This window comes from Snodgrassella sp. W6238H11 (assembly GCF_016100525.1).
In the GTDB taxonomy this organism is placed as follows: Bacteria; Pseudomonadota; Gammaproteobacteria; order Burkholderiales; family Neisseriaceae; genus Snodgrassella; species Snodgrassella alvi.
This window is the reverse complement of the sequence record NZ_JACFSH010000004.1, coordinates 15,073-37,121: the sequence shown is the minus strand read 5'-3', so window position 1 is coordinate 37,121 and position 22,049 is coordinate 15,073. Positions and strand designations below refer to the sequence as shown.

Below are 22,049 nucleotides of genomic sequence, written 5' to 3'. Positions count from 1 at the left end.
TTAATTACCTATTTTCCAATTTTTTCCAGCTTTTGACCAGTATTAACTATTTTTATAAAGAAATTTTTTTAATTTGATATCTGTAAACATGCATTTATGTCATAGCAATAAAATTGACATAGGAGCAAATTTGTATTCGGCTAATCGCTCAAGTTACTTTGGTACAGCTATAATAACAGTCTTAACTGGTGCCGGATGCTGTTATGCTGTATGTTTATCAATCCAATCAACTATCTGATTTAGCTGCTTTGTTTGCCAGCGTATATCAGCATACCTCACCACAGTCAGCATGGGCTGCAACAGAAATCGTGGTACAGAGTCAGGGTATGCGCCGCTATCTGAATCACTATCTGGCTCAGGAGCACGGTATTGCCGCTAATCTGCATTTCAGTCTGCCGGCCAGCTACATCTGGCAATTAACTCATCAGGTCTTACCGCAAACACCAGCACTTAACCCGTTTCAGTCAGAAGTATTGCGCTGGCGCTTACTGGGATTGTTTCATAGCCCGGCATTCAGACAACCCCAGTTATGCCAAACTGCTACCGCACTACATTCTTATCTTGATAGCAGTACTCAGGCACCTTACCATCTGGCCGGAAAACTTGCTGATATGTTTGACCAATATTTAATCTATCGCAATGATTGGATAAATAATTGGCAGGAAAACAAATCTGCGAATCTGGGTGAAGATGAGCAATGGCAGGCAGAGCTATGGCGCTGGCTGAATAATGAATCAGATTTACCACACCGTGCCGGCTTAATGCAGGAATTTCTGAGCAAACTTGGTTCTGAACATTTACCCGAGCGGATATTCGTATACGGTATTGCCACACTGGCACCGGTTTATCTGCATGCATTACAGGTAATAGCACAATATACTGATGTGCATATATTTGCGGTAAACCCGTGTGGTGAGTACTGGGGCAATGTGCTCTCAGCAGATATGCTGCTCAATAGTCAGGAAACTGACCTGAGTGTGGTTGGCCATCCTTTACTGGCCAGTCTGGGCAAACAGGGGCGGGATTTTTTTGATGCACTCAATGATCTGGGTGAAGTAGTGTATATGCCTTCTGTCTATGCTCAGTGTGATGAAGTGGCAGATACTCTGTTACACCGGCTGCAAAACGATATCCAGTGTCTGCAACATCCGAAACAGTCTGAACCACCCTACCGGCTGCAGGAATATGATAATTCCATTCAGATTGTGGCGGCGCATTCCTGCCTGCGTGAACTGCAAATTCTCAAAGAGCAGCTGATTCAGGACCTGGCCGCACATCCGCACTGGCAGCCGCAGGATATTGCGGTACTTACACCACATATTGGGCCTTATCTGCCTTTTATCCACGCAGTATTCGGACAAACGCAGGGCGACACGCCTGCTCTGCATTACAACATCGCCGACGTTAAAATCAGCCTGCATGAACCCCTACTGCAATTATTCGAAAAACTGCTGCAACTGATGCAGAGCCGGTTTGATATTGAAACTGTGCTGCCTTTGCTGGATGAATCTGCTCTGCGCGCACGTTTTGACTTAAACGACAGCGATGCAGAACTGATTCACCGTGTCTGGAGCGAACAAGGGGTACGCTGGGGCGTGGATGCAGATATGCGTCATGAATATGGCGGACAGGGTAAGCACTTTACCTGGCAGCAGGCGCGTGAACGTACGATACTCGGCTGGCTGCTGCCGGAAAATAAATATACGGCACTGTGGCAGCAACAGCTTCCATGGTTCGGTGATATCGGCCAGACTGAAATTCTGGCACGCGCACAACAGTTAATAGACTGTCTGATTAAACATCATAGCTGCTGGCAAAAAGCAGCTACCATTCCCGAATGGATTGCGCGTACACGACAACTTCTGCGGGATTTAGCCGATACCGATTCCTTGTCCGGACATGCCATGCAGCAACTGGAAACCAGTCTGGCTGAATGGCAGGCGCAGGCAGCACTGGCACAATTTAATCTGACTATTGAACCGGCCATTGCAATCGAGCATTTGCAGAATTATTTATCCACTACCCGTCAGGCCGGATTTCTGCGCGGCGGGATTACCTTTTGCAGTATGGTACCGATGCGCAGCCTGCCCTTTCGCTGTATCTGTCTGCTCGGTCTGAATGACGGCGAATTTCCCCGTACTACAAAATCTGCTGCTTTCGACCTGATTGCACAGCACCCGCGCCGTGGCGATCGTGCCCGTCGCAACGATGACCGTTATCTGTTTCTTGAATCTATTTTAAGTGCGCGCGAAAAACTGTATTTGTCGTATATCGGTAAAGATATTCGTAAAAACGAAGAACTAGCCCCCTCTGCTCTGCTTTATGAGCTGACCGATGTTCTGGCCGCCATGACCGGCTGTAATCCGCTGGTATTTAATCAGCAGCATATCATCAGACACCCATTACAACCCTTTTCCTATCGCTATTTTAACGGCGATTTAGTCAGCTGCCGCAGTGATTACGCCACGGCACTGAATCAGAATACAGATAAGCCTGCGCCATTTTATGCAAAAATAACTGAACCGGAAAAACAAAATCAGGAAGTTGATATTGAATCCTTTATCCGGTTCTGGCGTAATCCGGTACGTCACTGGCTTCAGCAGCAGTTACAATGGCAGGCACCCTATCAGGAAACACCAATCAGTGCAGCAGAACCGTTTGCAATTGAAAACAGTGCATCGATTTATACTGCCTATACCCGTGCACGCCGGCAGCATCTGGATTTTGCTGAGGTAGATGCAGCACTGGCAGTAAGCGGACTGGTGCCTGAAGGCGAGCTGGGCGTGATTGTCAGCCAGGTTTTACGCAATCAGACACTGGCTCTGGACAGCAGCATACTGTTCAGTCCCGCTGTCGCCGATATTGCCTTTATTTTTGAACACGAACAGTTACAGCTAAGTGGCAACATCAGCCGTTTACATCAGTGCGGGCAGCTGATTGAACGGAATCACGCCCCGACAGCACCGGATAATATTGAGTTATATCTGCGCCATTTACTCCTCTGCGCTACTGAAAGCGAAGGTGCACAGGACACATATGAGCTTTATCCGGCCAAACCGCGCATGCTGGCAGCAATGAGCCTGATTGATGCGCAAGCACAACTGGCTTTATGGCTTGAGTATTACCAGCTAGGACAAAGCCGGCCACTGCCCTTTTTTCCGAAAACCAGCCTTACCACTGCCCTTAAGTGGTATCGTAACCGGCAAAAGAAAAACCGTGCACCTGAATATGGTGCCGAAGAACGCAGTACCGCGTTTAAAGTCTATGCAGACAGCCATAACGGAAAACCGCAGGCCGACTATCCTGAAGTAGCTCAGGTATTTGGCCGCGATGAAGAACTGCCGATTGACACCCCTCTGTTCTGGCAACTGATTGAAGAATTACTGCTGCCCATGACAGCAGCGTTGGAAACCGCTGATAAATTATAATGAGCCAAGCATTAAATCCGATTACCATGCCCTTAAACGGCAGCAGCCTGATTGAAGCTTCTGCCGGTACCGGGAAAACCTTTAACATTGCCGCCCTGTTTGCACGGCTGGTGTTACTGGAACGCATGCCGGTTGACGCTATTCTGGTGGTCACTTTTACCAAAGCAGCTACAGCGGAGCTGAAAACCCGTCTGCGTACCCGCCTTAATCAGGCTCTGGCTCTGTTACAAAATAATCTGCCTGCGGAACAGAATGACCCGATACTGCAACAGCTGATTGACTGTGCCCGCAGTCAGGATGATGATGCCAGCCTGATTCTACGTCTGCAGGCAGCCATTACCCAGTTTGACCGTGCAGCCGTTTACACCATTCACGGATTCTGCCAGCGCGTACTCACTGATTATGCCTTTTTATGCCAGACCCCATTTGATACGGAAACTATTGAAACTGATCCGGAAATGCTGTGCCGGTTTGCCGAAGACTTCTGGCGGCAGCAAGTAAGCAATAACAGCAGTATGGCCACGCTGGCTGTCACTTACAAACTTACCCCTGCCCGGCTTATGCAGGAAATGGGACGGCACTGCGGCATGGTAGATTTACAGGTACGCCAGCCGCCGGTTGCGGATATAGCCGGCATAAATAACTGCTGGCAACAGGCATGGCAGAGCGTATGTACACATTTCAGCCTTATTCAGGATTCATTCTGGCAGTTACATCAGCAACTAAATGGCAATATTTACCGCCAGAAAAGTTATCAGCAGCTTTTCACCGACCTGCAGCAGGTAATGGAAAGCGAAGTAAACTGCCATACTTTTTCATCTTCTGTACTGGAAAAATGTGCCAAACTGGCTTCATCCCAGCTACAGGAAAACACCAAAAAAAATCAAACACTCAATAATGAGCTGATAGCTAACATTGCCCCACTGGTCGAACTGGCAGAAGCTGTTACTGCCATGCTGATTGCGGAAGACAGCATATCACTGCAATTACAGCTGGACTGTTTTAATTACGTGCGCCAGTGTCTTAATCAGCACCGGCGCAACAGCCATCAGCGCAGCTTTGACGATTTACTGGCAGATCTGGGGCTGGCACTGTCTGAGGATAATCCCATGTCTGAAACACTGGCCGCAGCACTGGCACAAACATGGCAGATTGCACTGGTAGACGAATGTCAGGATACTGATCCGTTGCAGTACCGAATTTTCAAAACTGCGTTTGCCGAACAAAACCGCCCGCTTATTATGGTGGGTGACCCGAAACAGGCTATTTACCGTTTCCGTGGTGCTGATATTCACGCCTATCTGCGCGCCGCTGCCGATACCCCGCCACAGCAGCGCTATACCCTGACCACCAATTACCGCAGCCATCAGGCACTGGTACAGGCCATTGGCCGCCTGTTCAGCGGCAAAAAGCTGCCTTTTATTCTTGAGGGTATCAGCTATCCACAGGTACAGGCACAGGCTGAAAATAACTGTCTGCATTACAGTCATAGCAATACTGTTATACCGGCGGTAGTGGTGCGCTGGCTGCATGAAAAAATAGATGTCAGCGATAAGGGGGCGGAAATTATCCCGAATAAAGACAGTCTGCGGACACGTTCGGCCGAATACTGTGCCTATGAAATTGCCGGCATGATTAATCAGGGTATGCGCGGAGAACTGCTACTGAGTAACCGGCCGTTACAGGCTGGCGATATTGCCGTATTGGTGCATTCACATAATGAAGGTCGCATGATTGCCGGCGCATTGAAACGCTGCGGCATCATGAGCGTCTCTCTTGGTAACCATTCAGTTTTTTCCAGCACTGAGGCACAAGCTGTCGAGGCTCTGTTACGTTTCTGGCTGCAACCGCAGCGCACCGAAACATTACGCTTTATCCTTGGCGGTGTACTGTTCGGCTGGACAGCAGCACAGCTGGCAGAACTGAACCGGAATGAAAATACACTGAGCGAATGGATACAGCTGGCACTGCAAACCCGCGAACAATGGCAGCAGTATGGTATTTATCCTGCCATACAGTGGTTTGCCGGCCAGACCGGCATGGAAATCAGACTACTTACGCAGCGCAATGAGCGCAGCCTGACCAATCTGTGGCAACTGGCCGAATTACTGGCTGCTGCTGAACAAACCCTGCCAACGGCCAACGCCCTGCTGAACTGGCTGACCAGTGCCATCAGCAACGAACGGTCAGCAGGTGAAAGTAGTTTGCTGCGACTGGAAAGTGATGAAGCACTGGTTAAAATTGTGACCATGCATGCTTCCAAAGGGCTGGAATATCCGGTGGTATTCTGTCCGTTTGCATGGGATGGTAAAGAGACCATTAATAATCAGGAACACTGGCAACGTCTGCATCAGCAGGATAAAGTGGAACTGATTGCCAATAGTTTGCTCAGCGACAGCGACCGGGATGAGCTGGAATGCGAAAGTATGGCCGAACGTTTGCGTCTGTATTATGTAGCCTTTACCCGGGCACGCGAACAATTGATACTGTACACTGCCGCCTGCAACAATACCGCCAGTAACCCCATGGCATGGCTACTGGACGGACAGCCGGACAATACCCTGAAAGAATCCCGCCAATTCTGGCAGGAAACACATAAGCCCAATCTGCCCAGTACTTTACGTGCTGCATGGCATCAATGTCTGGCTGCCGGCAACCCTGAGCTGTTTCAATGGTGTGAAGGCAATGTAGCCCCTGCCTGTATTGATATCAGTAAAAAACCCGAACAACCTTATCGTGCGCTAACACCGACAGTACGGACTTTTCAATCCATACGCTATACCAGCTTCACCAGTCTGAGCCGGCATGATTACAGTCACCGCGAATCTGCTCCGGAAGAAGAAAAAATAGCACCTGCGCTGGATCAGGCTGAAGTACAGATTCAGCCGCTGAGCCCCGATACAGAAGCGGAAACACCTGTGCTCGCATTCGAGCGCGGTATCAACGCCGGACTTTGTCTGCATGCCATACTGGAACAGACCGAATTCAGCCTGCCGGCTACTGCAACGGAACAGGAGCATATTCTCGACTGTCTGGCGCGTTATGGTTTCGACAGCCGGCACAGCACCACCATGCAGACGCTTACTGATACCGTACGCCAATGCCAGCTGTCACCACAAACCATTATTGCAAACATACCTAAAGCACAACGAGTGGCTGAAATGAATTTCATGCTGCGGGTTGCCGATTTCAGTATCGCAGATTTACAACAGTGGTTTACCCACACATCCGGATTACCGCAATGCTGTGTTCAGGCAGCACAGGAACTGGATTTTGCTACGGTAAACGGATTTATCAACGGGGCTATCGATCTTCTAGGCGAAGACCGGCATGGTCAGGTATATGTTATTGATTACAAATCCAACCATTTGGGAAATCGTCTGTCAGACTATACCCGGGAAAACATGGACGAGGCTATTGCCAGACATCACTACTATCTTCAGGCACTCATTTACAGCATTGCCTGTGCACGATTTCTGCACAGTCGCCGGCAGCTGCCGCCCAGTATCAGCGTACGTTATCTCTTCCTGCGCGGACTTAATCCGCACAACCAGAATGGCATATGGAAATGGGATATAGACACAGCCAGTCTCAGACCATGGCTGGTAGAACATGACAAAGTATAGCAGCTGCGGTATATTAACCATTCCAGCCGTATTTTTCGCTAAGGAAGCAACAACATGCTCAACAAGCCCGAAGAATTTATCATGGCCATACTTGCCGGCATATGGGTCGTTATCACCTTTATTATCTGTCGCTATCTGCATCTGCCAACTGATACGGGTTTATTAGTTACTACCCTGACATTGATATGGGCGCTGGTATTTTTCCTGTTATGGCAGCGCGGGCGTACATGCAAAATCTGGCCGGTTTTTCTGGGGCTTCTGGTTATGTGCTGGTGGCGCGCTATTTGTTACTCATCTACCGAGATTATTCTTAACAATGATAACAGTACCTCCACACTGGTACACTGGTACGGCAGCTGGACAGCTCTGATTATTTATGCGCTGATTCCGGTCATTGCCGGTTACGGATTCAAGTGGTGGCAACATAAACGCCGTAAACCACAAGTAACGGCTTGAGGTTGCAATTTACCTGAGATAGTCTGATACATATTGTTAAAAATACAATTAATACAAAACTCCGGATTGATGAAATTACAGGTAATTAAATAAGGTTATCGCCAGGAGCTGAACAAATTGAATAAAAAAAATCAATTTATTGAATTTTTTAATACAAAAAACTCCCTGAAACTTTCATTAATTTGTTTAACTATTTTTCATCTTTTCTGGAAGCTTCTGCCGCCACCTTTGTGGTACCCCGATTTTAATAATGGCATAATAGCTTTTATTGAATCACTATTAATTTATGGCTGCTTATATGTCTGCGGTCTTTTACTAATATGGGTATTCGGGCTAACAATAACACAGATATTTTCTTCATACTTCAATGATATAAATAGTCCGAATAAGACACCATCAACCGTTACACTATTGTGTTATTCAATCAGTAATTTTCTGATTTTTGCCTTATCCTTTTCCTTAGGGAAAAACGCACATCCCATGTTCTTTATTTTTAATAGCTATCCTGTTTTTACTTATGCCTTTGTTAATAGCATTGGTGCTTTTATTATTTTGATATTTAAACTTATCTGTCAGGTTTTATCACTTAAACGTTGTAAAACAGCTTCTGCTTCCGATAATTCATTAACCATCAAAAAAGCTAACACTGATCAAAAAGCCGACACGGGTAAATTCAGTATTAAAAAATTGCTCATTTTCGCGGCAGTTTATCTATTTGTGCTGACTTGCAGTAACAGCATAATTGGTAAAGGATTAATGACTCCTTATTTTGAAGGTGACATACATGATATCCTCTCTGTAGTAATGTTTCTGTGCTTTATACTTTACTGGATTGATATATTACTGGCCTTTGCTCTCGCTATCAAAGATAGTGTTACCCGAAAAAATCAAGTTACATGGTCTGATTTATTCAATTATTTAACTTACAGCTCGGTCTATTATTTACTGGCACTCACTATTTTATATCCGCTAACAGGCGAATTATCTGGTACAACAGCCGGAGAACAATTCGGAATAGTATGGCTGATCAACTATTCGCTCTATATTATTTTAAATTATATTGCTGTACTCATTATTCTGCCGGTAAAAGCATTCAAAAAAGCATTACCCGAATAATCAGTTTCCAGTGTTATTTTTATCAGCCAAAAAGCATAATGTCATATTAATAAAATATTCATGTAATATTAAATAATATGTATTATTCAATATAGGGTCCGGGTAAAAAATTTATTATAAAATCAAATCCAGCTAACGATAACCAACTTTTAACTGCCGGTTATTTCTCCCTTATTAAGATTGATACTTTCATTCAGTTGAGTAAATTCAGGAAATCACACCGGCAATAAGACCAATTAACCAGTAAGCTTATATACTGAAAATTTTTATCCGGATATCTGAAACACACCGATATTATGAACACAGCCATCATTACCAGCCTGATACAGCGCCGGCGTCTGCAACGCATGCGATTACTGGCTACCAGTATGCTGATTATTGCCTGTGTTTTATTTGTTTTAAGCTGCCTGCTGCAAAAACAATATCCGGCTCTGGCCTATCTTAAAGCATTCACCGAAGCCGCCATGGTAGGTGCACTGGCAGACTGGTTCGCAGTTACTGCCCTGTTTCGCCATCCCCTTGGTCTGCCTATTCCTCATACCGCAATTCTGCCTCAGAAACAGGAAAGAATCGCCAATGAATTCGGACGTTTTATTGAAAATAATTTTTTGCAGGATAAAGCAATTTCCGGACGCATCTACCGTATGCATCCGGCCAGCAGAACCCTGCAATGGCTATGTGCTCCGCAAAATCAGCAAAAATGGCTGCCTGTTCTGACCAGCCAGATTCCGCTGCTGTTAAATACCGCCAGTGCCCGTGAAGTAGCCGGATTTTGCAGTCAGCTGCTAAACACCCAGTACAGCGGTGCACGTCTGGGCAAAACACTGGCTAACTTTCTTCATTTAATCCATAAACAGGGTATCGATACACTGCTGGTACGATCTTTACTGCAACAAATACGCCAATGGCTGCAAAACGAACAGACACGGGCACAACTTGAAAAAAGTCTGTTATCTTGGGTAAGTAAAATTGAAAAAAGCGATCCCAATACTTGGGATAAATTTAAGGCTTCGCTGAAAACGACACTGACTGCACGTATTGATGACTGGGTCGCCGGCAAAGCACTCGATTGGGCAGATTCCTATATAGATGCGGTATTGGCGAACCCGAAGCATTCTTTCTGGCGCGCCTGCCGGAAACAGCTTCTCGTTACCGAACGCAAATTACGTCGCAGCCGGAGCTGGCACAGACGGCTTGCGGCAGGACGGCAGCAACTGCTGCGCTCTACAGCATTGCAACAAAGCATAATGGATTTATGGGATAGTTTTGTGGCATGGAGTGAACACGACACCAGCCAGAGTAATTCATGGTGGCAGCAACAGCTCGGCCGGTTATCTACCCATATACAGCAGCAAGCCATGCAAAACCCGCGATTTATGCAGCGTCTGGATACCCGAATTACATTGTGTGCAAAACTCATCACTCGCCAGTATAAAAATCGCGTCAGTCAGTTCATTGCCGATAAAGTCAAAAGCTGGGACAGTAAACAAATGGTTGATAAACTCGAATTGAGTGTCGGGCGTGATTTACAATTTATCCGCATTAACGGTACCCTCGTTGGCGGATGCATCGGTCTGATTATTTACATTGTATCCCAGTGGATAGCTGCCTGAATATATTATATTTACATTTAATTTAATTGATAAATTTATTAAAATATTTGCTTAGATAATTTAAGATATAATAAATTACATTATTTCAGCCATTCAGGCACTCCCATGCATTATCGTGACAAATCTCTTTTTTTCTTAGCTCTGTCCTGTCTCATTTCTACAGTTCGTGCCCAGCCACAATCAGAAAACACAGAACCGCATACAGCAGAATTAAGTCCGATAGTAGTGGTCGCTTCAAAACAAAATACACCGGGTGTTGAAGTAATCAACCCCAAAACAGCCCTTCAGCCTTTACCGGCACAGGACGGTGCTGATTTACTTAAATCAGTTGCAGGAATGAGTGTCACACGTAAAGGTGGCAGCTCAGGTGATCCTCTGCTACGCGGTCTGGGCGGTTCACGCCTGCTGATCAGTGCTGACGACCAGTTTGTACTGGGCGGCTGTCCCGGACGCATGGACCCGCCCACCTCCTATCTGTTTCCGGCCAGCTACGACAGAGTCATTATTACCAAGGGACCACAAGCAGTTAATCAGGGGCCGGGAATGATTAGCGGTTCTGTACGTTTTATCCGTGATGAAAAACCGCTATCTCAGCCCACTGCCAAATTAGACAGTGCCTTTACAAAAGGATCCTTCGGGCGCAGTGATGCCTATATCGACGGTACACTAGGTAATCAGTACGGCTGGCTGCGGCTCAATGCCAGTCACAATGAGTCTAAAGATTACAAAGACGGTAATGGAGACACCATTCATTCTGCATTCAAACGCAATAATCAGATGGCTCAGGCAGCTCTTACCCCATTTACTGACACCCTGCTGGCTGTACAATATGAACACAGCACCGGCCATGCCCGCTACGCCGACCGCAGCATGGATGGTACCCAGTTCGACCGTCATGGCTGGTCAATGAAATTGCGCCAGCAAAATATCACCAACTGGCTGAGTCAGCTACAGTTTGAATATGGTCGCAGCAAAATCGACCATGTGATGGATAATTTCAGTCTGCGTACTCCTGCACCGATGAAAATGGCTTCCGGTATGAGCAAAATGGCATCGGATATGCCAAATATGAATGGTATGCATACCACCATGCCGGTACGCCGCATGTATTCAGTAATGAATCCTTCGCGTGAAATAAAATCAGCTAAATTGTCAGCACAGATAGAGCTGGGAAATACACACAGTGAAATCGGTGCAGACTGGCAGAATGATGAAGTCAGCACCCGGCCTATGGTAATGAGTACCAATAAACAGCAGGCAGAAAATTATTACAAACTGCCCTTTATCTGGAACCAGACTTATAAACGTCACGGTGCCTATATTCAGAGTGAATGGAATATAAATGATAATAACAGTCTCTTTGGCGGTTTTCGTCATGACTGGACCAGTACCCTATTTAATCCGCAGAAAAATGCCATTGCCTCAAAGTATTTGCGCCAGCATCAGGGACTGAATGCCGGTTTTATCCGTCTGGAACACCGCAACAATAAACTAACCAGCTATCTCGGCTATGGTATTGCCGAGCGTGCTCCTGATTACTGGGAACGCAGTAAAGCCAACGGCGAAAAATTGCGTAAGGAAACCAATCATGAAATCGATGCCGGTTTAAGTTATCAGGGTAACAGCATCAGCAGCTCAATTGATATTTTTGCAGGACAAATCAATGATTTTATTCTGATTGAAAGCATTAACAGCAAAAATTCAGCCCGCCAGATAGATGCGCGCCGCTATGGCTTCGAAGCCAGAACCAACTGGCAATTCGCACCACACTGGAATCTTGGCGGCAGCCTCGCCTATACCTATGCTAGTAACCGCAGTGATAAACGACCACTGGCACAAACCCCGCCACTGGAATGGCGTACTTATCTCAACTGGGAAAACGAGCATTTCAGCGCCGGTGCCTTGTGGCGTGTTGTTACTAGTCAGCACCGCTATGCCAAAAATCAGGGCAACATTGTTGGCATGGACTTAGGTCAGAGCAGCGGCTTTGGGACACTGGCATTAAATGCCGGCTGGAAACCCGGTAAAAATATGCTGGTACAAATCGGTATCGACAATGTTTTTAACAAAACCTATGCCGAAGCAGTAAATAAATCTGCTTATGATTTCGACACCTATTCCGTACAACAATACCGGGTTAACGAGCCAGGACGTACACTGTGGGCACGGGCACAGATTAAATTCTGATAAAGATTTCTTACCAGAGAAAAATAAAAACCCCGCAATGCGGGGTTTTAAATCACAAAACCGAACTACAGTAACAATAAATTATCGCGCTTTGGAGTGCAGCAACTTCTGTTGCTGACGCAAACGCCAATATTGCTGTTGCTGTTTCGGAGTCAGAATCTGATAGATATCATGTTCGCGTTTTAACTGTAAAAAATCATAATCAGCACGTGCCTGTTGCTGTTCAGCCCAAAGACGCTGTTCCTGTGCAATCATATTTTTAGCTTTAACATCATCAAATTGTTTATTTAATACCAGATTTTTACGCTCCTGTTGCAAATTAGCCAGAATCTGACGATTTTCATTGCTCATAAGCGGACGCTGGCTGGCATACTGATGATCAATTTTCTGTACCAGTGCCCTTTGCTGATTACTTAAATTCAACTGAGGCAAAATTGAATGTGGATTTACCGGACCCAAAACCGGTTTCTGCTCATGCACAACCACTGTTTCAGTTTCAGTGACTAGTGCTGTCGGCGGCTGTTCTGTTCCAGCAGCAAAAGCACCCATACTCATTGAAGACAAAGCAGCAAGCGTTACTACACGGATAAAAGTTTTCATAACACAACTCCTTGTTATTTGAGTTAAGAATACATTCATATTTAACAAATAGTATTTCATAGTAGTATGTAAAATCATGAATATAATTGAAATTAATTAGTAAACAATTTTATTAATTCTTTAAAAAACAGCACCCGTCCCAGGTGCTGTTTTTTAGTGCCGGTCAGATTTACTTTTTATCCGGCAACGCATAAGCAATTACATAGTCACCAACATCATTTGAATGGCTGGTACCACCGGCTGAAATAACCACATACTCCTTACCGGTTTTCGGAGAGACATAAATCAGCGGAGCAGCAACCGAACCCACTGGCAGGCGTGCTTTCCAAACTTCCTTACCAGTTTTGGCATCTATTGCACGCAGATAATAATCCTGCGTACCGGCAAAAAATACCAGACCTGAGGCAGTGGCTGTCGGACCACCCAGCGTAGGCATACCAATCGGCATTGGCTGTTTTGTCTTAATATTCAGAGGTCCGGTATCCTGAACTGTGCCCATTGGCACCTGCCATACTAGCTGCTTGGTGTTCAAATCAATAGCACTCAGCGTACCAAATGGCGGCTGCTGACATGGTACACCCAGCGGAGATTGCAGAATGTCGATTTTCACACCGCCATAAATACCGGCAACCTGCGGCCGAATCGTACCCATAAATCCCGGTACTTCATCAGTAGAAACCTTGAACTGTTTTGCCTCCTCACGGGTAACCAACTGCATACGCAGTGCCATGCGCATATCGTTCACAAACATCAGATTCCGTGATTCATCAATTGAGATACCACCCCAGTTCATGCCGCCAAGCAGACTTGGCCATTCAATATACGGCTGTGCACCCGGTGGCGTAAACCGGCCTTTGTATACAGAATTCTTAAACAGAATACGGCAATATAACTGGTCAAACGGTGTGATACCCCACATACTGCGTTCAGTCAGCGGCTCATTACCAATATTGGGCATACCCACAGAATCAGGCTGCGTAGCAGACAAATGTTCACCTTCGGCTGCCGGAACTGTAGGTACAGGGCTTTCCACAACTTTAGTGACAAATTCCCCGTTTCGCCGGTCAATTACAAAAATCTGCCCGGTTTTAGTAGTTTGAATCAGAGCAGGAATTTTCTGGCCTTTATCATTGGTAACATCATACAGTACAGGTTGAGAAGGCAAATCATAATCCCATACATCATGGTGAACCAGCTGACGTACCCAGCGTAATTTACCGGTGCTGGCATCCAGAGCAACCACTGCTGCCCCGAATTTTTCCTTAATATGATTGCGGTCACCACCCCAGTAATCCGGCGGTCCATTGCCGGTTGGTAAATAAACCAGATTCAGTTCTTTATCATAAGTAGGAATAGTCCAGACATTAGGTGTTTCAAGTGTGTAATTCTGACCGGGCTTAGCCAGACCTTCAGGTTTACCAATATCCCATGTCCACACCAGCTTACCGTCACGTACATCAAATGCCCGTACCGCACCAGATGGTTCACCGTGAACAATATCGCGAACCCAGCCGCCTACAACAGTTAAATGTCCCATCATTACCGGCAGAGAAGTCGGATGATAGCGCTTACTGTTTTCAGTCGGCCCCATATAAGCCTTGAGATTCACATAACCATTGTCACCAAAACCCGGACATAACGTCCCTTTATCTGCATCCAGAGTAAACAGACGTGCATCCACTGTAGATACAACAATTCTGCGCCGGCATACAGACTGAGTATAAGCGGCTTTTTCAGCATTGGTCAGGCTATCATCCTTATCCATATCATAATAGCCTACCCCGCGGCAGGTTACATGCTCCGCAGTACGTGCTTTAGGATCAAAGCGCCAGATTAGCTTACCGGTATCCGCATCAATTGCAGATACCAAATTTTCCGGTGTGCATGAATACAGCTTGTCACCAATCTGCAATGGTGTATTTTCGTCTACACCGATTGCTTTACCAGAAGTACGGCGGCCAGTATGAAATGTCCATGCCACCTGCAGATTACGCACATTATCCGGATTTATCTGGGTATACGGCGCAAAGCGGGTACCGCGCTGATTTCTGCCAAAAAATGCCCAGTCAGACGGATTTTGAGCATTTTCATGTGCCGCATCAGCATTCTCACTGATATTAACCTGATTACGAATCTGACCATGCGGATAAAACGACGCAATCAGCGTGGCCAGTAAAGCCAGAAATATAACAACACCGCTAAAATTATAAAAACGGCGGCCGGAAGCTGAAACACCCTGATAGCCACTGCCTGACCACAAAGTCATCATAAGAAACAGTGCAGGTATAACCAGACGCGGCATCAGAGCCCAATAAGTTAACTCCGTTGCATCTGTTAATGCCCAGATTAGCGTTGCCACAAACACTGCCAGCGAAAACAAGGCAGTATAAGACTTACGCAAACCAACCATTATCGCAAGTACCAGATAAGCAATACCAGCCAGTAAATAATAGCCGGAACCGCCCAGTATCAATAGCTTAATTCCGCCATAGCCTAGCGCCAGACCGCCAGCCAGCAATATCAATACAAGCAGCCAGCGTGGCAGATTACGCCAGCAACTTCCTGAAGAACCAGACATCAACTACTCCTAACCTGAATGTGTGAATAAATATTGCTAACCAACATGCAAAGTACATAAAACTTTACTTATCAGGCAGCAATATTTTTAAATTATTTAAAATTAGTTATTTATAAATTAATAAATACAAAAAGATACTTTAAATAAACATAAATAAATTAAAATTTACAAAGCAACTAAATTATTAACCTTTAAATAAGCCATTGTCAAAAAATTAACATTCGGTTTTTTTAATACAGGATGGATGCCCGAATAATGTACTTATCTCAGCACAATCCGAGTTTTATTCACATACAACAAAATATGTTTCTGCCAGAAAGTAGTTTACTTCTTATGCTATTGAATCATCATAAAAACAACAGACATGAAAAAAGCGAAATTGCGGTATTAAGCAATTTCGCCTAAAAAAGCATCTGTAACGATGCCGATAAATAAAATTAGCAATCAGGCTTGTGCAGTCAGCGCGGCAACGGCCGGTAAAGTCTTACCTTCAAGAAACTCCAGAAATGCCCCGCCACCGGTACTGATATAACTGATATCATCAGTAATACCAAACTGAGCAATTGCAGCCAGCGTATCACCGCCACCGGCAATTGAATAAGCATCACTATCAGCAATTGCCTTTGCCAGCACCTTAGTACCATGAGCAAATGCAGCAAATTCGAATACACCTACAGGACCATTCCAGACAATCGTTTTTGCCTCTTTCATCATCTCAGCCAGTCTCTGTGCTGATTGCGGACCAATATCCAGAATCATATCGTCTTCGGCCACATCGGCTACGTTTTTAATTTCAGCAGCTGCATCAGCAGCAAAACGTTTGGCTACCACCACATCAACAGGCAAAGGAATATCACCGCCCTTAGCAGCTATCTTAGCCATAATCTGCCGTGCACTATCAACCAGATCAGCTTCAGCCAGCGATTGCCCTACAGGCAGTCCCTTTGCCAGTAAAAATGTATTGGCAATTCCGCCACCTACAATTAAATGATCCACCTTATCGGCCAGACTTTCCAGAATCGTTAGTTTAGTTGATACTTTACTTCCGCCCACAATAGCCACTACCGGAGCCTGCGGATTCTGTACTGCATGAGTTAACGCATCCAGTTCGGCTGTCAGCAGCATACCGGCACAGGCCAGCGGTGCAAATTCTGCCACTGCGGCTGTAGATGCTTCTGCACGATGTGCAGTACCAAAAGCATCATTAACATAGACATCACCAAGCGCAGCATAAGCTGCAGCCAGAGCATGGTCATTTTCCTTTTCGCCGATATTCAGACGAACATTAGGCAGCATGATTACATGTCCGGCCTGCACCTGTGGTTTGTGTTCACGCCAGTCTTCTGCCACACTGACATTCTGACCTAATAATTCTCCTAATCGCTGCGCCACCGGAGCAACACTGTCTTCCGGTTTTGGAGCGCCGGCTTTCGGTCGTCCCAGATGTGTCAGCACCACAACAGCTGCACTCTGCTGCAAACAAAAACGAATCGAAGCTAAAGAAGCACGAATACGCGTATCATCAACAATAACACCATCTTTAATAGGCACATTCATGTCTACCCGAATCACAACGGTCTTGCCAGACACATCCTGATCAGCTAACTTTTTAAACAACATGGTTGAGTTCCCGCAATAAAAAACGCTGATAAATTTGCTATATCACTCCGTACCTCCCAAAGAATGACAACATCAGCGCATCACAAACAGATAAAATAGTTATAAATCACAAAAAGCTTGAAAAACTTTGAATTATCTTATAATTTACCCATAGGGTAAAGTCACAGACAGGATAAAACTGCCGGTACTTAACCAGCCTCATCACATAATTTATTTAATTGCAGTACACACATACTACCGAGGTATAACATTATGACTCTTGCTTACTGGTGTGTTTTAATAGCCATGCTTCTGCCATGGATTGCAGCATCTTATGCTAAAAAAAGTGGTGGTTTTAAAGCTGATGATAATCATCAGCCCCGTGAATTCATGGCTAAAGCTCAGGGTAAAGCTGCACGTGCTAATGCTGCACAGCAAAATGGTTACGAAATATTTGCACCTTTCGCTGCTGCGGTCATTATTGCCCATGCAACTGATAACGCTGCCCAGTTCACCATTAACTTCTGGAGCGTATTGTTTATTCTCAGTCGTCTTGGTTATTTTTATTGTTACATTAAAGATAAATCTTTTGCCCGTTCATGTATCTGGGGAGTGGGCGTTATCTGTATCATTGCACTTTACATAGCTGCAATCTGAATACAATACTGGCAAGTAATTTTGATAATTTAATCTGCAATAAAGGGGGAGTATATGAGCAAACAATCAGGTTCATGTCTTTGCGGCAAAGTTAAATTTTCTCTGGAAACAGATAACCACTCACTGAGTGCCTGCCATTGCAGCACCTGCCGCAAATGGAGTGCAGGTCCGCTGATGACGATTATGCATAATGGTAAGATTCAGTTTGAAAATACAGAATTCATCAAAAATTACAATTCATCAGAATGGGCGGAACGCGGATTTTGCTCAGAGTGCGGTACTCATCTGTATTATCACTTAAAAAATAGCAACCAATACTACATAGCCGCATGGACACTTAACCAGCCTGATGCCCTGGATTTCAATCTTCAGGTTTATATAGATAACAAACCGGAATGCTATTCTTTCGCCAATCAGACACATAACCTGACCGAAGCTGATATTCAGCAAATGATAGCAGAGCAGCAGAAATAATCACGACCGGATTAGTCTATCCAACAGCTCTTATCCGAATAAATAACTATATTGTTTTATTTAGTTTATTGCGACCATTCAAACGGTCTGCATTATAGATTAATAACGCATTATAGATAGAGTTTATCTAAATTAAAATAGGAATTGGAGTTGGTATGAATGTAATTAAAAAAAGCTCTTTAATTGGTATTTGTTTGTTGAGTTTCACAGGTGTTGCCGCTGCAAAAGATCTAAAGCATAGAAATATCGCTCAAGAAGAAGAAAATCGTACACTAGTTATCAATTTTTATAATAACTTCTTTAATAAACATCAACTTTCTGAGGCAACAAAAACACTGGCTGAAGATTATAAACAACATAATCCTTATGTCGCTAATGGTAGAACACCTGCGATTACTTATTTCGAAGATTTCTTTAAACAAAATCCGCAATCAAGTGCCATCATAATTCGTTCATCTGTGGAGGGCGATATTGTATGGTTACATGCCCATTCTAAAATCAATAAAGATGATCTTGGTAAAGCAGTAGTTGATATATTCCGAGTTAAAGATGGAAAAATAGTTGAGCATTGGGATGTGATCCAAAATGTACCAGAGCAGGCAGAAAATAATAATACAATGTTTTAATGATTAATCCGATAACTTATAAGCGCCTTAATGGCGCTTTCTTCGTTCAAGCAAAAACAGACCATATATGTTTTATATATAGTCTGTTTTCAATTGGATATTCAGTGAAATAACTGTATTACATACGCTCAACAATCATTGCAATACCCTGACCGCCGCCGATACACAGCGTAGCCAGCCCGAACTGAACATCTTTTGCCTGCATACCATATAACAGACTTACGAGAATGCGTGTACCACTGGCTCCAATCGGATGACCAATCGCGATCGCACCACCATGGATATTGGTCTTATCCATATCAAAATGCAATTCGCGGCCTACTCCGAGGAATTGTGCAGCAAAAGCTTCATTTGCCTCTACCAAATCAATATCTGTCAGTGCCAGACCGGCCTTCTGCAAAGCTTTCTGTGTCGCAGGTACAGGTCCCAGTCCCATCAGTGCAGGGCTTACACCAGCACTGGCATAACTGCGAATACGTGCCAGAGGCTGTAATCCGAGTTCTTTTGCTTTGCTTTCCGCCATCACCAACACAGCAGCAGCACCATCATTAATTCCTGATGAGTTGCCGGCAGTCACCGTTCCATCGGCACTGAATGCCGGTTTCAATTTAGCCAGTGCTTCAGCAGTTGCCTCAGCCCGCGGATATTCATCACGTGCAAATACAGTCTCACCTTTACGTGACTTAATTGTTACGGGCACAATTTCTGTATCAAATACACCGGCTGCAACCGCCTGCGCAGCCAGCTGCTGAGAACGTAAAGCCAGCTCATCCTGTTCCTGCCGGCTGATCTGATATTTCTGTGCAATATTTTCAGCAGTAATCCCCATATGATAATGATTGGTAGCACAGGTCAGCCCGTCGTGTACCATAGTATCAATTACCTGCTGATTACCCATACGATAGCCCCAGCGTGCACGGCTATCCAGCAGATATGGTGCCCGCGTCATATTTTCCATACCGCCGGCTATCACTACCTCTGCATTCTGTGCGGCAATAGACTGAGCGGCCAGTGCTACCGTTTTTAATCCCGAACCGCATACTTTATTAACAGTATATGCTGGTACACTATCAGCCAGTCCGGCTGCCAGGGCTGCCTGTCGTGCCGGATTCTGTCCCAGCCCGGCCTGCAGCACATTTCCCATCACTACTTCATCAACCAGCCCGCTTTCAACACCGGCACGGTTTAAAGTTTCAGCAATAACCAGCTTACCCAAATCTACCGTACCTACACTGGCCAGCGAACCATTAAAGCTGCCTACAGGTGTACGAGCTGCACTGACAATAACTGCATTTTCCATATTCAACTCCTAAATCTGACTGTTACCAGCCTATAAACCACGCTGGCTGATTGCCATTTCACGGAAATCTTCAGCCACAGTAAATTCAGCCTGAGTTTTAGCCTTAATTGTTTCCAGATCAACGCCTGGGGCATGTTCCAGTAAAACCAGTTGTCCGTCTTTAAAACCAAACACAGCTAATTCAGTAACAATCAGATTAACTTTGTTTTTTGCTGTTAGCGGTAAAGTACATTGTTTCAGAATTTTGGATTCACCATTTTTAGTACAATGCTCCATACCAATAATAACCCGGCGCGAACCGGTTACCAGATCCATTGCACCACCCATGCCCGGTACCATTTTTCCCGGCACCATCCAGTTTGCCAGATTTGCCTGCTGATCGACTTCCAGACCACCCAGTACACAAGCATCAACATGGCCGCCGCGAATCAGTGCAAATGAAAATGCACTGTCAAAAGTACAACCGCCGGCAGCGATACCACATGGCTGACCACCTGCATTCACCAGATTAGGATTGGCTTTTTCAGGATCCAGTGCAGCCAGACCGAGAAAACCGTTTTCAGACTGCAAAGTAATATGAATATCTTCCGGTACATAATTGGCTACCTGAGTCGGCAGACCGATACCCAGATTCACCACATCCCCGTCATTGAATTCCAACGCAATTCTGCGTGCAATTAATTCTTTTGCATTCATGGTGACTCTTCCTTTATTCCGGATAAACAATATAATCAACCAGCGCTGCCGGTGTAGTCGCCGCATCAGGTGAAATCTCACCCACTTCAACCACATTACCTGCTTCAACAATTACCTTTTTCGCAGCCAGAGCAACCAGCGGATTAAAATTCTGAGCAGACAGTTCATACACCAGATTACCCAGCTTATCTGCCGTTTTTGCTTCCACAATGGCCAGATCAGCCTGTAATGGCAATTCAAGCAGGTATTCCTGTCCGTTTACCGCGATTTTCTGTTTGCCTTCTTCGACAATTGTTCCCAATCCGGTAGGTGTCAGCACACCACCCAAACCTGCGCCGGCAGCACGAATCCGCTCTGCCAGCGTACCCTGCGGTACCAGTTCAACTTCAATCTCACCGGCAATCATTTTCTTACCGGTTTCCGGATTAGTACCGATATGCGAAGTAATCACTTTTTTGACACGATTATTCGTAATCAGCGGGCCGACACCGGTTTCTACAAACGCAGTATCATTTCCAATAATAGTTAAATCCTTAACCCCTGAATCCAGAATAGCCTGTACCAGTCTGGCGGGCGTACCGATTCCCATAAAACCGCCAAACATAATGGTCATTCCATCCCACAGATGATTTTTTACATCCGCTAAACTGAGCTGTTTTGTTTTCATACTCTTCTAACCTGAGATAAACCAAAGACCGGACAAATACATAACAACTGATTTTGTTATAGATCCATGACAATATTTGATTTGCCGGCGATACCCTGAAAAGTACCGCCGGCAAGTGATTAATTACTCAATGTCCATATCCAGAATTGCTGCACTCAAACCTTTACCATGCATATCATGTGCCAGCGTACGGGTAACACCGCCACCCAAAGCACCATACATAACAAAATTCAGTGCACCAATATTCGGTAATTCATAGCGCACAACATCACCAGTCACAATGTCTGCAAAAAACGCTTTAACCTTTTCCGCAGTCACTGCTGCTTTAATACGTTCATAATCTTCAGGCCGATAAGCAATTACCGAAATATTTGAAGTATTACCTTTATCACCAGTACGAGAGTGTGCAATTTCACGTAACTTCAT

16 protein-coding genes are annotated in these 22,049 nt (G+C 45.1%); 9 read left to right on the top strand and 7 right to left on the bottom strand.

The features are described 5' to 3' along the window. Positions 1-203 precede the first annotated feature (203 nt). From recC to H3V00_RS08205, 6 genes are all read left to right on the top strand, one after another. Positions 204-3,428 (top strand): exodeoxyribonuclease V subunit gamma, encoded by a 3,225-nt coding sequence (gene recC / locus H3V00_RS08230; RefSeq protein ID WP_198207693.1) that lies wholly within the window; start codon positions 204-206, stop codon positions 3,426-3,428. Then, complete coding sequence (gene recB / locus H3V00_RS08225) at positions 3,428-7,054, top strand: exodeoxyribonuclease V subunit beta (RefSeq protein ID WP_198207695.1); 3,627 nt, start codon at positions 3,428-3,430, stop codon at positions 7,052-7,054. Before recC ends, recB begins: the two co-directional genes overlap by 1 nt. Before the next feature lie 54 nt (positions 7,055-7,108). Continuing rightward, complete coding sequence (locus tag H3V00_RS08220; protein ID WP_025329987.1) at positions 7,109-7,510, top strand: hypothetical protein; 402 nt, start codon at positions 7,109-7,111, stop codon at positions 7,508-7,510. A gap of 480 nt (positions 7,511-7,990) precedes the next feature. Then, positions 7,991-8,626, top strand: a complete 636-nt coding sequence (locus tag H3V00_RS08215) for a hypothetical protein (protein ID WP_198231801.1) — start codon at positions 7,991-7,993, stop codon at positions 8,624-8,626. A gap of 296 nt (positions 8,627-8,922) precedes the next feature. Next, a complete protein-coding gene (locus tag H3V00_RS08210; RefSeq protein WP_198207699.1) occupies positions 8,923-10,239 on the top strand; it encodes a DUF445 domain-containing protein in 1,317 nt (438 codons plus the stop codon). 105 nt (positions 10,240-10,344) lie between these two features. Next, entirely contained in the window at positions 10,345-12,426 is a 2,082-nt protein-coding gene (locus tag H3V00_RS08205; RefSeq protein ID WP_198207701.1) for a TonB-dependent receptor domain-containing protein, read from the top strand. A gap of 81 nt (positions 12,427-12,507) precedes the next feature. On the opposite strand, the gene H3V00_RS08200 is transcribed toward H3V00_RS08205, so the two are convergent. The 3 genes from H3V00_RS08200 to H3V00_RS08190 all read right to left on the bottom strand — a co-directional run bounded on the left by H3V00_RS08200 (position 12,508) and on the right by H3V00_RS08190 (position 17,224). Further along, positions 12,508-13,026, bottom strand: a complete 519-nt coding sequence (locus H3V00_RS08200; RefSeq protein ID WP_198207704.1) for a Spy/CpxP family protein refolding chaperone — start codon at positions 13,024-13,026, stop codon at positions 12,508-12,510. A 169-nt stretch (positions 13,027-13,195) separates the two neighbouring features. Further along, on the bottom strand, positions 13,196-15,604 hold the full coding sequence (locus H3V00_RS08195) for a membrane-bound PQQ-dependent dehydrogenase, glucose/quinate/shikimate family (protein WP_198207706.1): 2,409 nt from the start codon (positions 15,602-15,604) through the stop codon (positions 13,196-13,198). 444 nt (positions 15,605-16,048) lie between these two features. Continuing rightward, positions 16,049-17,224 (bottom strand): phosphoglycerate kinase, encoded by a 1,176-nt coding sequence (locus H3V00_RS08190; RefSeq protein WP_198207708.1) that lies wholly within the window; start codon positions 17,222-17,224, stop codon positions 16,049-16,051. A 252-nt stretch (positions 17,225-17,476) separates the two neighbouring features. Between H3V00_RS08190 and H3V00_RS08185 the strand changes: the two genes are divergently transcribed. The 3 genes from H3V00_RS08185 to H3V00_RS08175 all read left to right on the top strand — a co-directional run bounded on the left by H3V00_RS08185 (position 17,477) and on the right by H3V00_RS08175 (position 18,960). Beyond that, positions 17,477-17,860 (top strand): MAPEG family protein, encoded by a 384-nt coding sequence (locus tag H3V00_RS08185; RefSeq protein ID WP_025329980.1) that lies wholly within the window; start codon positions 17,477-17,479, stop codon positions 17,858-17,860. Between the two features lie 54 nt (positions 17,861-17,914). Beyond that, positions 17,915-18,334, top strand: a complete 420-nt coding sequence (locus H3V00_RS08180; RefSeq protein WP_198207710.1) for a GFA family protein — start codon at positions 17,915-17,917, stop codon at positions 18,332-18,334. Positions 18,335-18,489: 155 nt separating this feature from the next. After that, on the top strand, positions 18,490-18,960 hold the full coding sequence (locus tag H3V00_RS08175; protein WP_198207712.1) for an ester cyclase: 471 nt from the start codon (positions 18,490-18,492) through the stop codon (positions 18,958-18,960). A gap of 118 nt (positions 18,961-19,078) precedes the next feature. Here H3V00_RS08175 and H3V00_RS08170 read toward each other — a convergent pair whose 3' ends face one another. From H3V00_RS08170 to H3V00_RS08155, 4 genes are all read right to left on the bottom strand, one after another. Then, entirely contained in the window at positions 19,079-20,260 is a 1,182-nt protein-coding gene (locus H3V00_RS08170; RefSeq protein ID WP_198207714.1) for an acetyl-CoA C-acetyltransferase, read from the bottom strand. A gap of 30 nt (positions 20,261-20,290) precedes the next feature. Continuing rightward, entirely contained in the window at positions 20,291-20,956 is a 666-nt protein-coding gene (locus H3V00_RS08165; protein ID WP_174831638.1) for a 3-oxoacid CoA-transferase subunit B, read from the bottom strand. A 13-nt stretch (positions 20,957-20,969) separates the two neighbouring features. Continuing rightward, positions 20,970-21,623 carry an acetate CoA-transferase subunit alpha gene (atoD, locus tag H3V00_RS08160; protein WP_025329975.1) on the bottom strand — a complete coding sequence of 218 codons (654 nt, stop codon included), beginning with the start codon at positions 21,621-21,623 and terminating at the stop codon, positions 20,970-20,972. A 123-nt stretch (positions 21,624-21,746) separates the two neighbouring features. Further along, entirely contained in the window at positions 21,747-22,049 is a 303-nt protein-coding gene (locus tag H3V00_RS08155; RefSeq protein WP_025329974.1) for a hypothetical protein, read from the bottom strand.

What these genes read in the sequence shown, in the direction of transcription:
- recC (WP_198207693.1), top strand. Translation starts at nt 204, where the DNA reads ATGCTGTATGTTTATCAATCCAATCAACTATCTGATTTAGCTGCTTTG.
- recB (WP_198207695.1), top strand. Translation starts at nt 3,428, where the DNA reads ATGAGCCAAGCATTAAATCCGATTACCATGCCCTTAAACGGCAGCAGC.
- H3V00_RS08220 (WP_025329987.1), top strand. Translation starts at nt 7,109, where the DNA reads ATGCTCAACAAGCCCGAAGAATTTATCATGGCCATACTTGCCGGCATA.
- H3V00_RS08215 (WP_198231801.1), top strand. Translation starts at nt 7,991, where the DNA reads ATGTTCTTTATTTTTAATAGCTATCCTGTTTTTACTTATGCCTTTGTT.
- H3V00_RS08210 (WP_198207699.1), top strand. Translation starts at nt 8,923, where the DNA reads ATGAACACAGCCATCATTACCAGCCTGATACAGCGCCGGCGTCTGCAA.
- H3V00_RS08205 (WP_198207701.1), top strand. Translation starts at nt 10,345, where the DNA reads ATGCATTATCGTGACAAATCTCTTTTTTTCTTAGCTCTGTCCTGTCTC.
- H3V00_RS08200 (WP_198207704.1), bottom strand. Translation starts at nt 13,026, where the DNA reads ATGAAAACTTTTATCCGTGTAGTAACGCTTGCTGCTTTGTCTTCAATG.
- H3V00_RS08195 (WP_198207706.1), bottom strand. Translation starts at nt 15,604, where the DNA reads ATGTCTGGTTCTTCAGGAAGTTGCTGGCGTAATCTGCCACGCTGGCTG.
- H3V00_RS08190 (WP_198207708.1), bottom strand. Translation starts at nt 17,224, where the DNA reads ATGTTGTTTAAAAAGTTAGCTGATCAGGATGTGTCTGGCAAGACCGTT.
- H3V00_RS08185 (WP_025329980.1), top strand. Translation starts at nt 17,477, where the DNA reads ATGACTCTTGCTTACTGGTGTGTTTTAATAGCCATGCTTCTGCCATGG.
- H3V00_RS08180 (WP_198207710.1), top strand. Translation starts at nt 17,915, where the DNA reads ATGAGCAAACAATCAGGTTCATGTCTTTGCGGCAAAGTTAAATTTTCT.
- H3V00_RS08175 (WP_198207712.1), top strand. Translation starts at nt 18,490, where the DNA reads ATGAATGTAATTAAAAAAAGCTCTTTAATTGGTATTTGTTTGTTGAGT.
- H3V00_RS08170 (WP_198207714.1), bottom strand. Translation starts at nt 20,260, where the DNA reads ATGGAAAATGCAGTTATTGTCAGTGCAGCTCGTACACCTGTAGGCAGC.
- H3V00_RS08165 (WP_174831638.1), bottom strand. Translation starts at nt 20,956, where the DNA reads ATGAATGCAAAAGAATTAATTGCACGCAGAATTGCGTTGGAATTCAAT.
- atoD (WP_025329975.1), bottom strand. Translation starts at nt 21,623, where the DNA reads ATGAAAACAAAACAGCTCAGTTTAGCGGATGTAAAAAATCATCTGTGG.
- H3V00_RS08155 (WP_025329974.1), bottom strand. Translation starts at nt 22,049, where the DNA reads ATGAAGTTACGTGAAATTGCACACTCTCGTACTGGTGATAAAGGTAAT.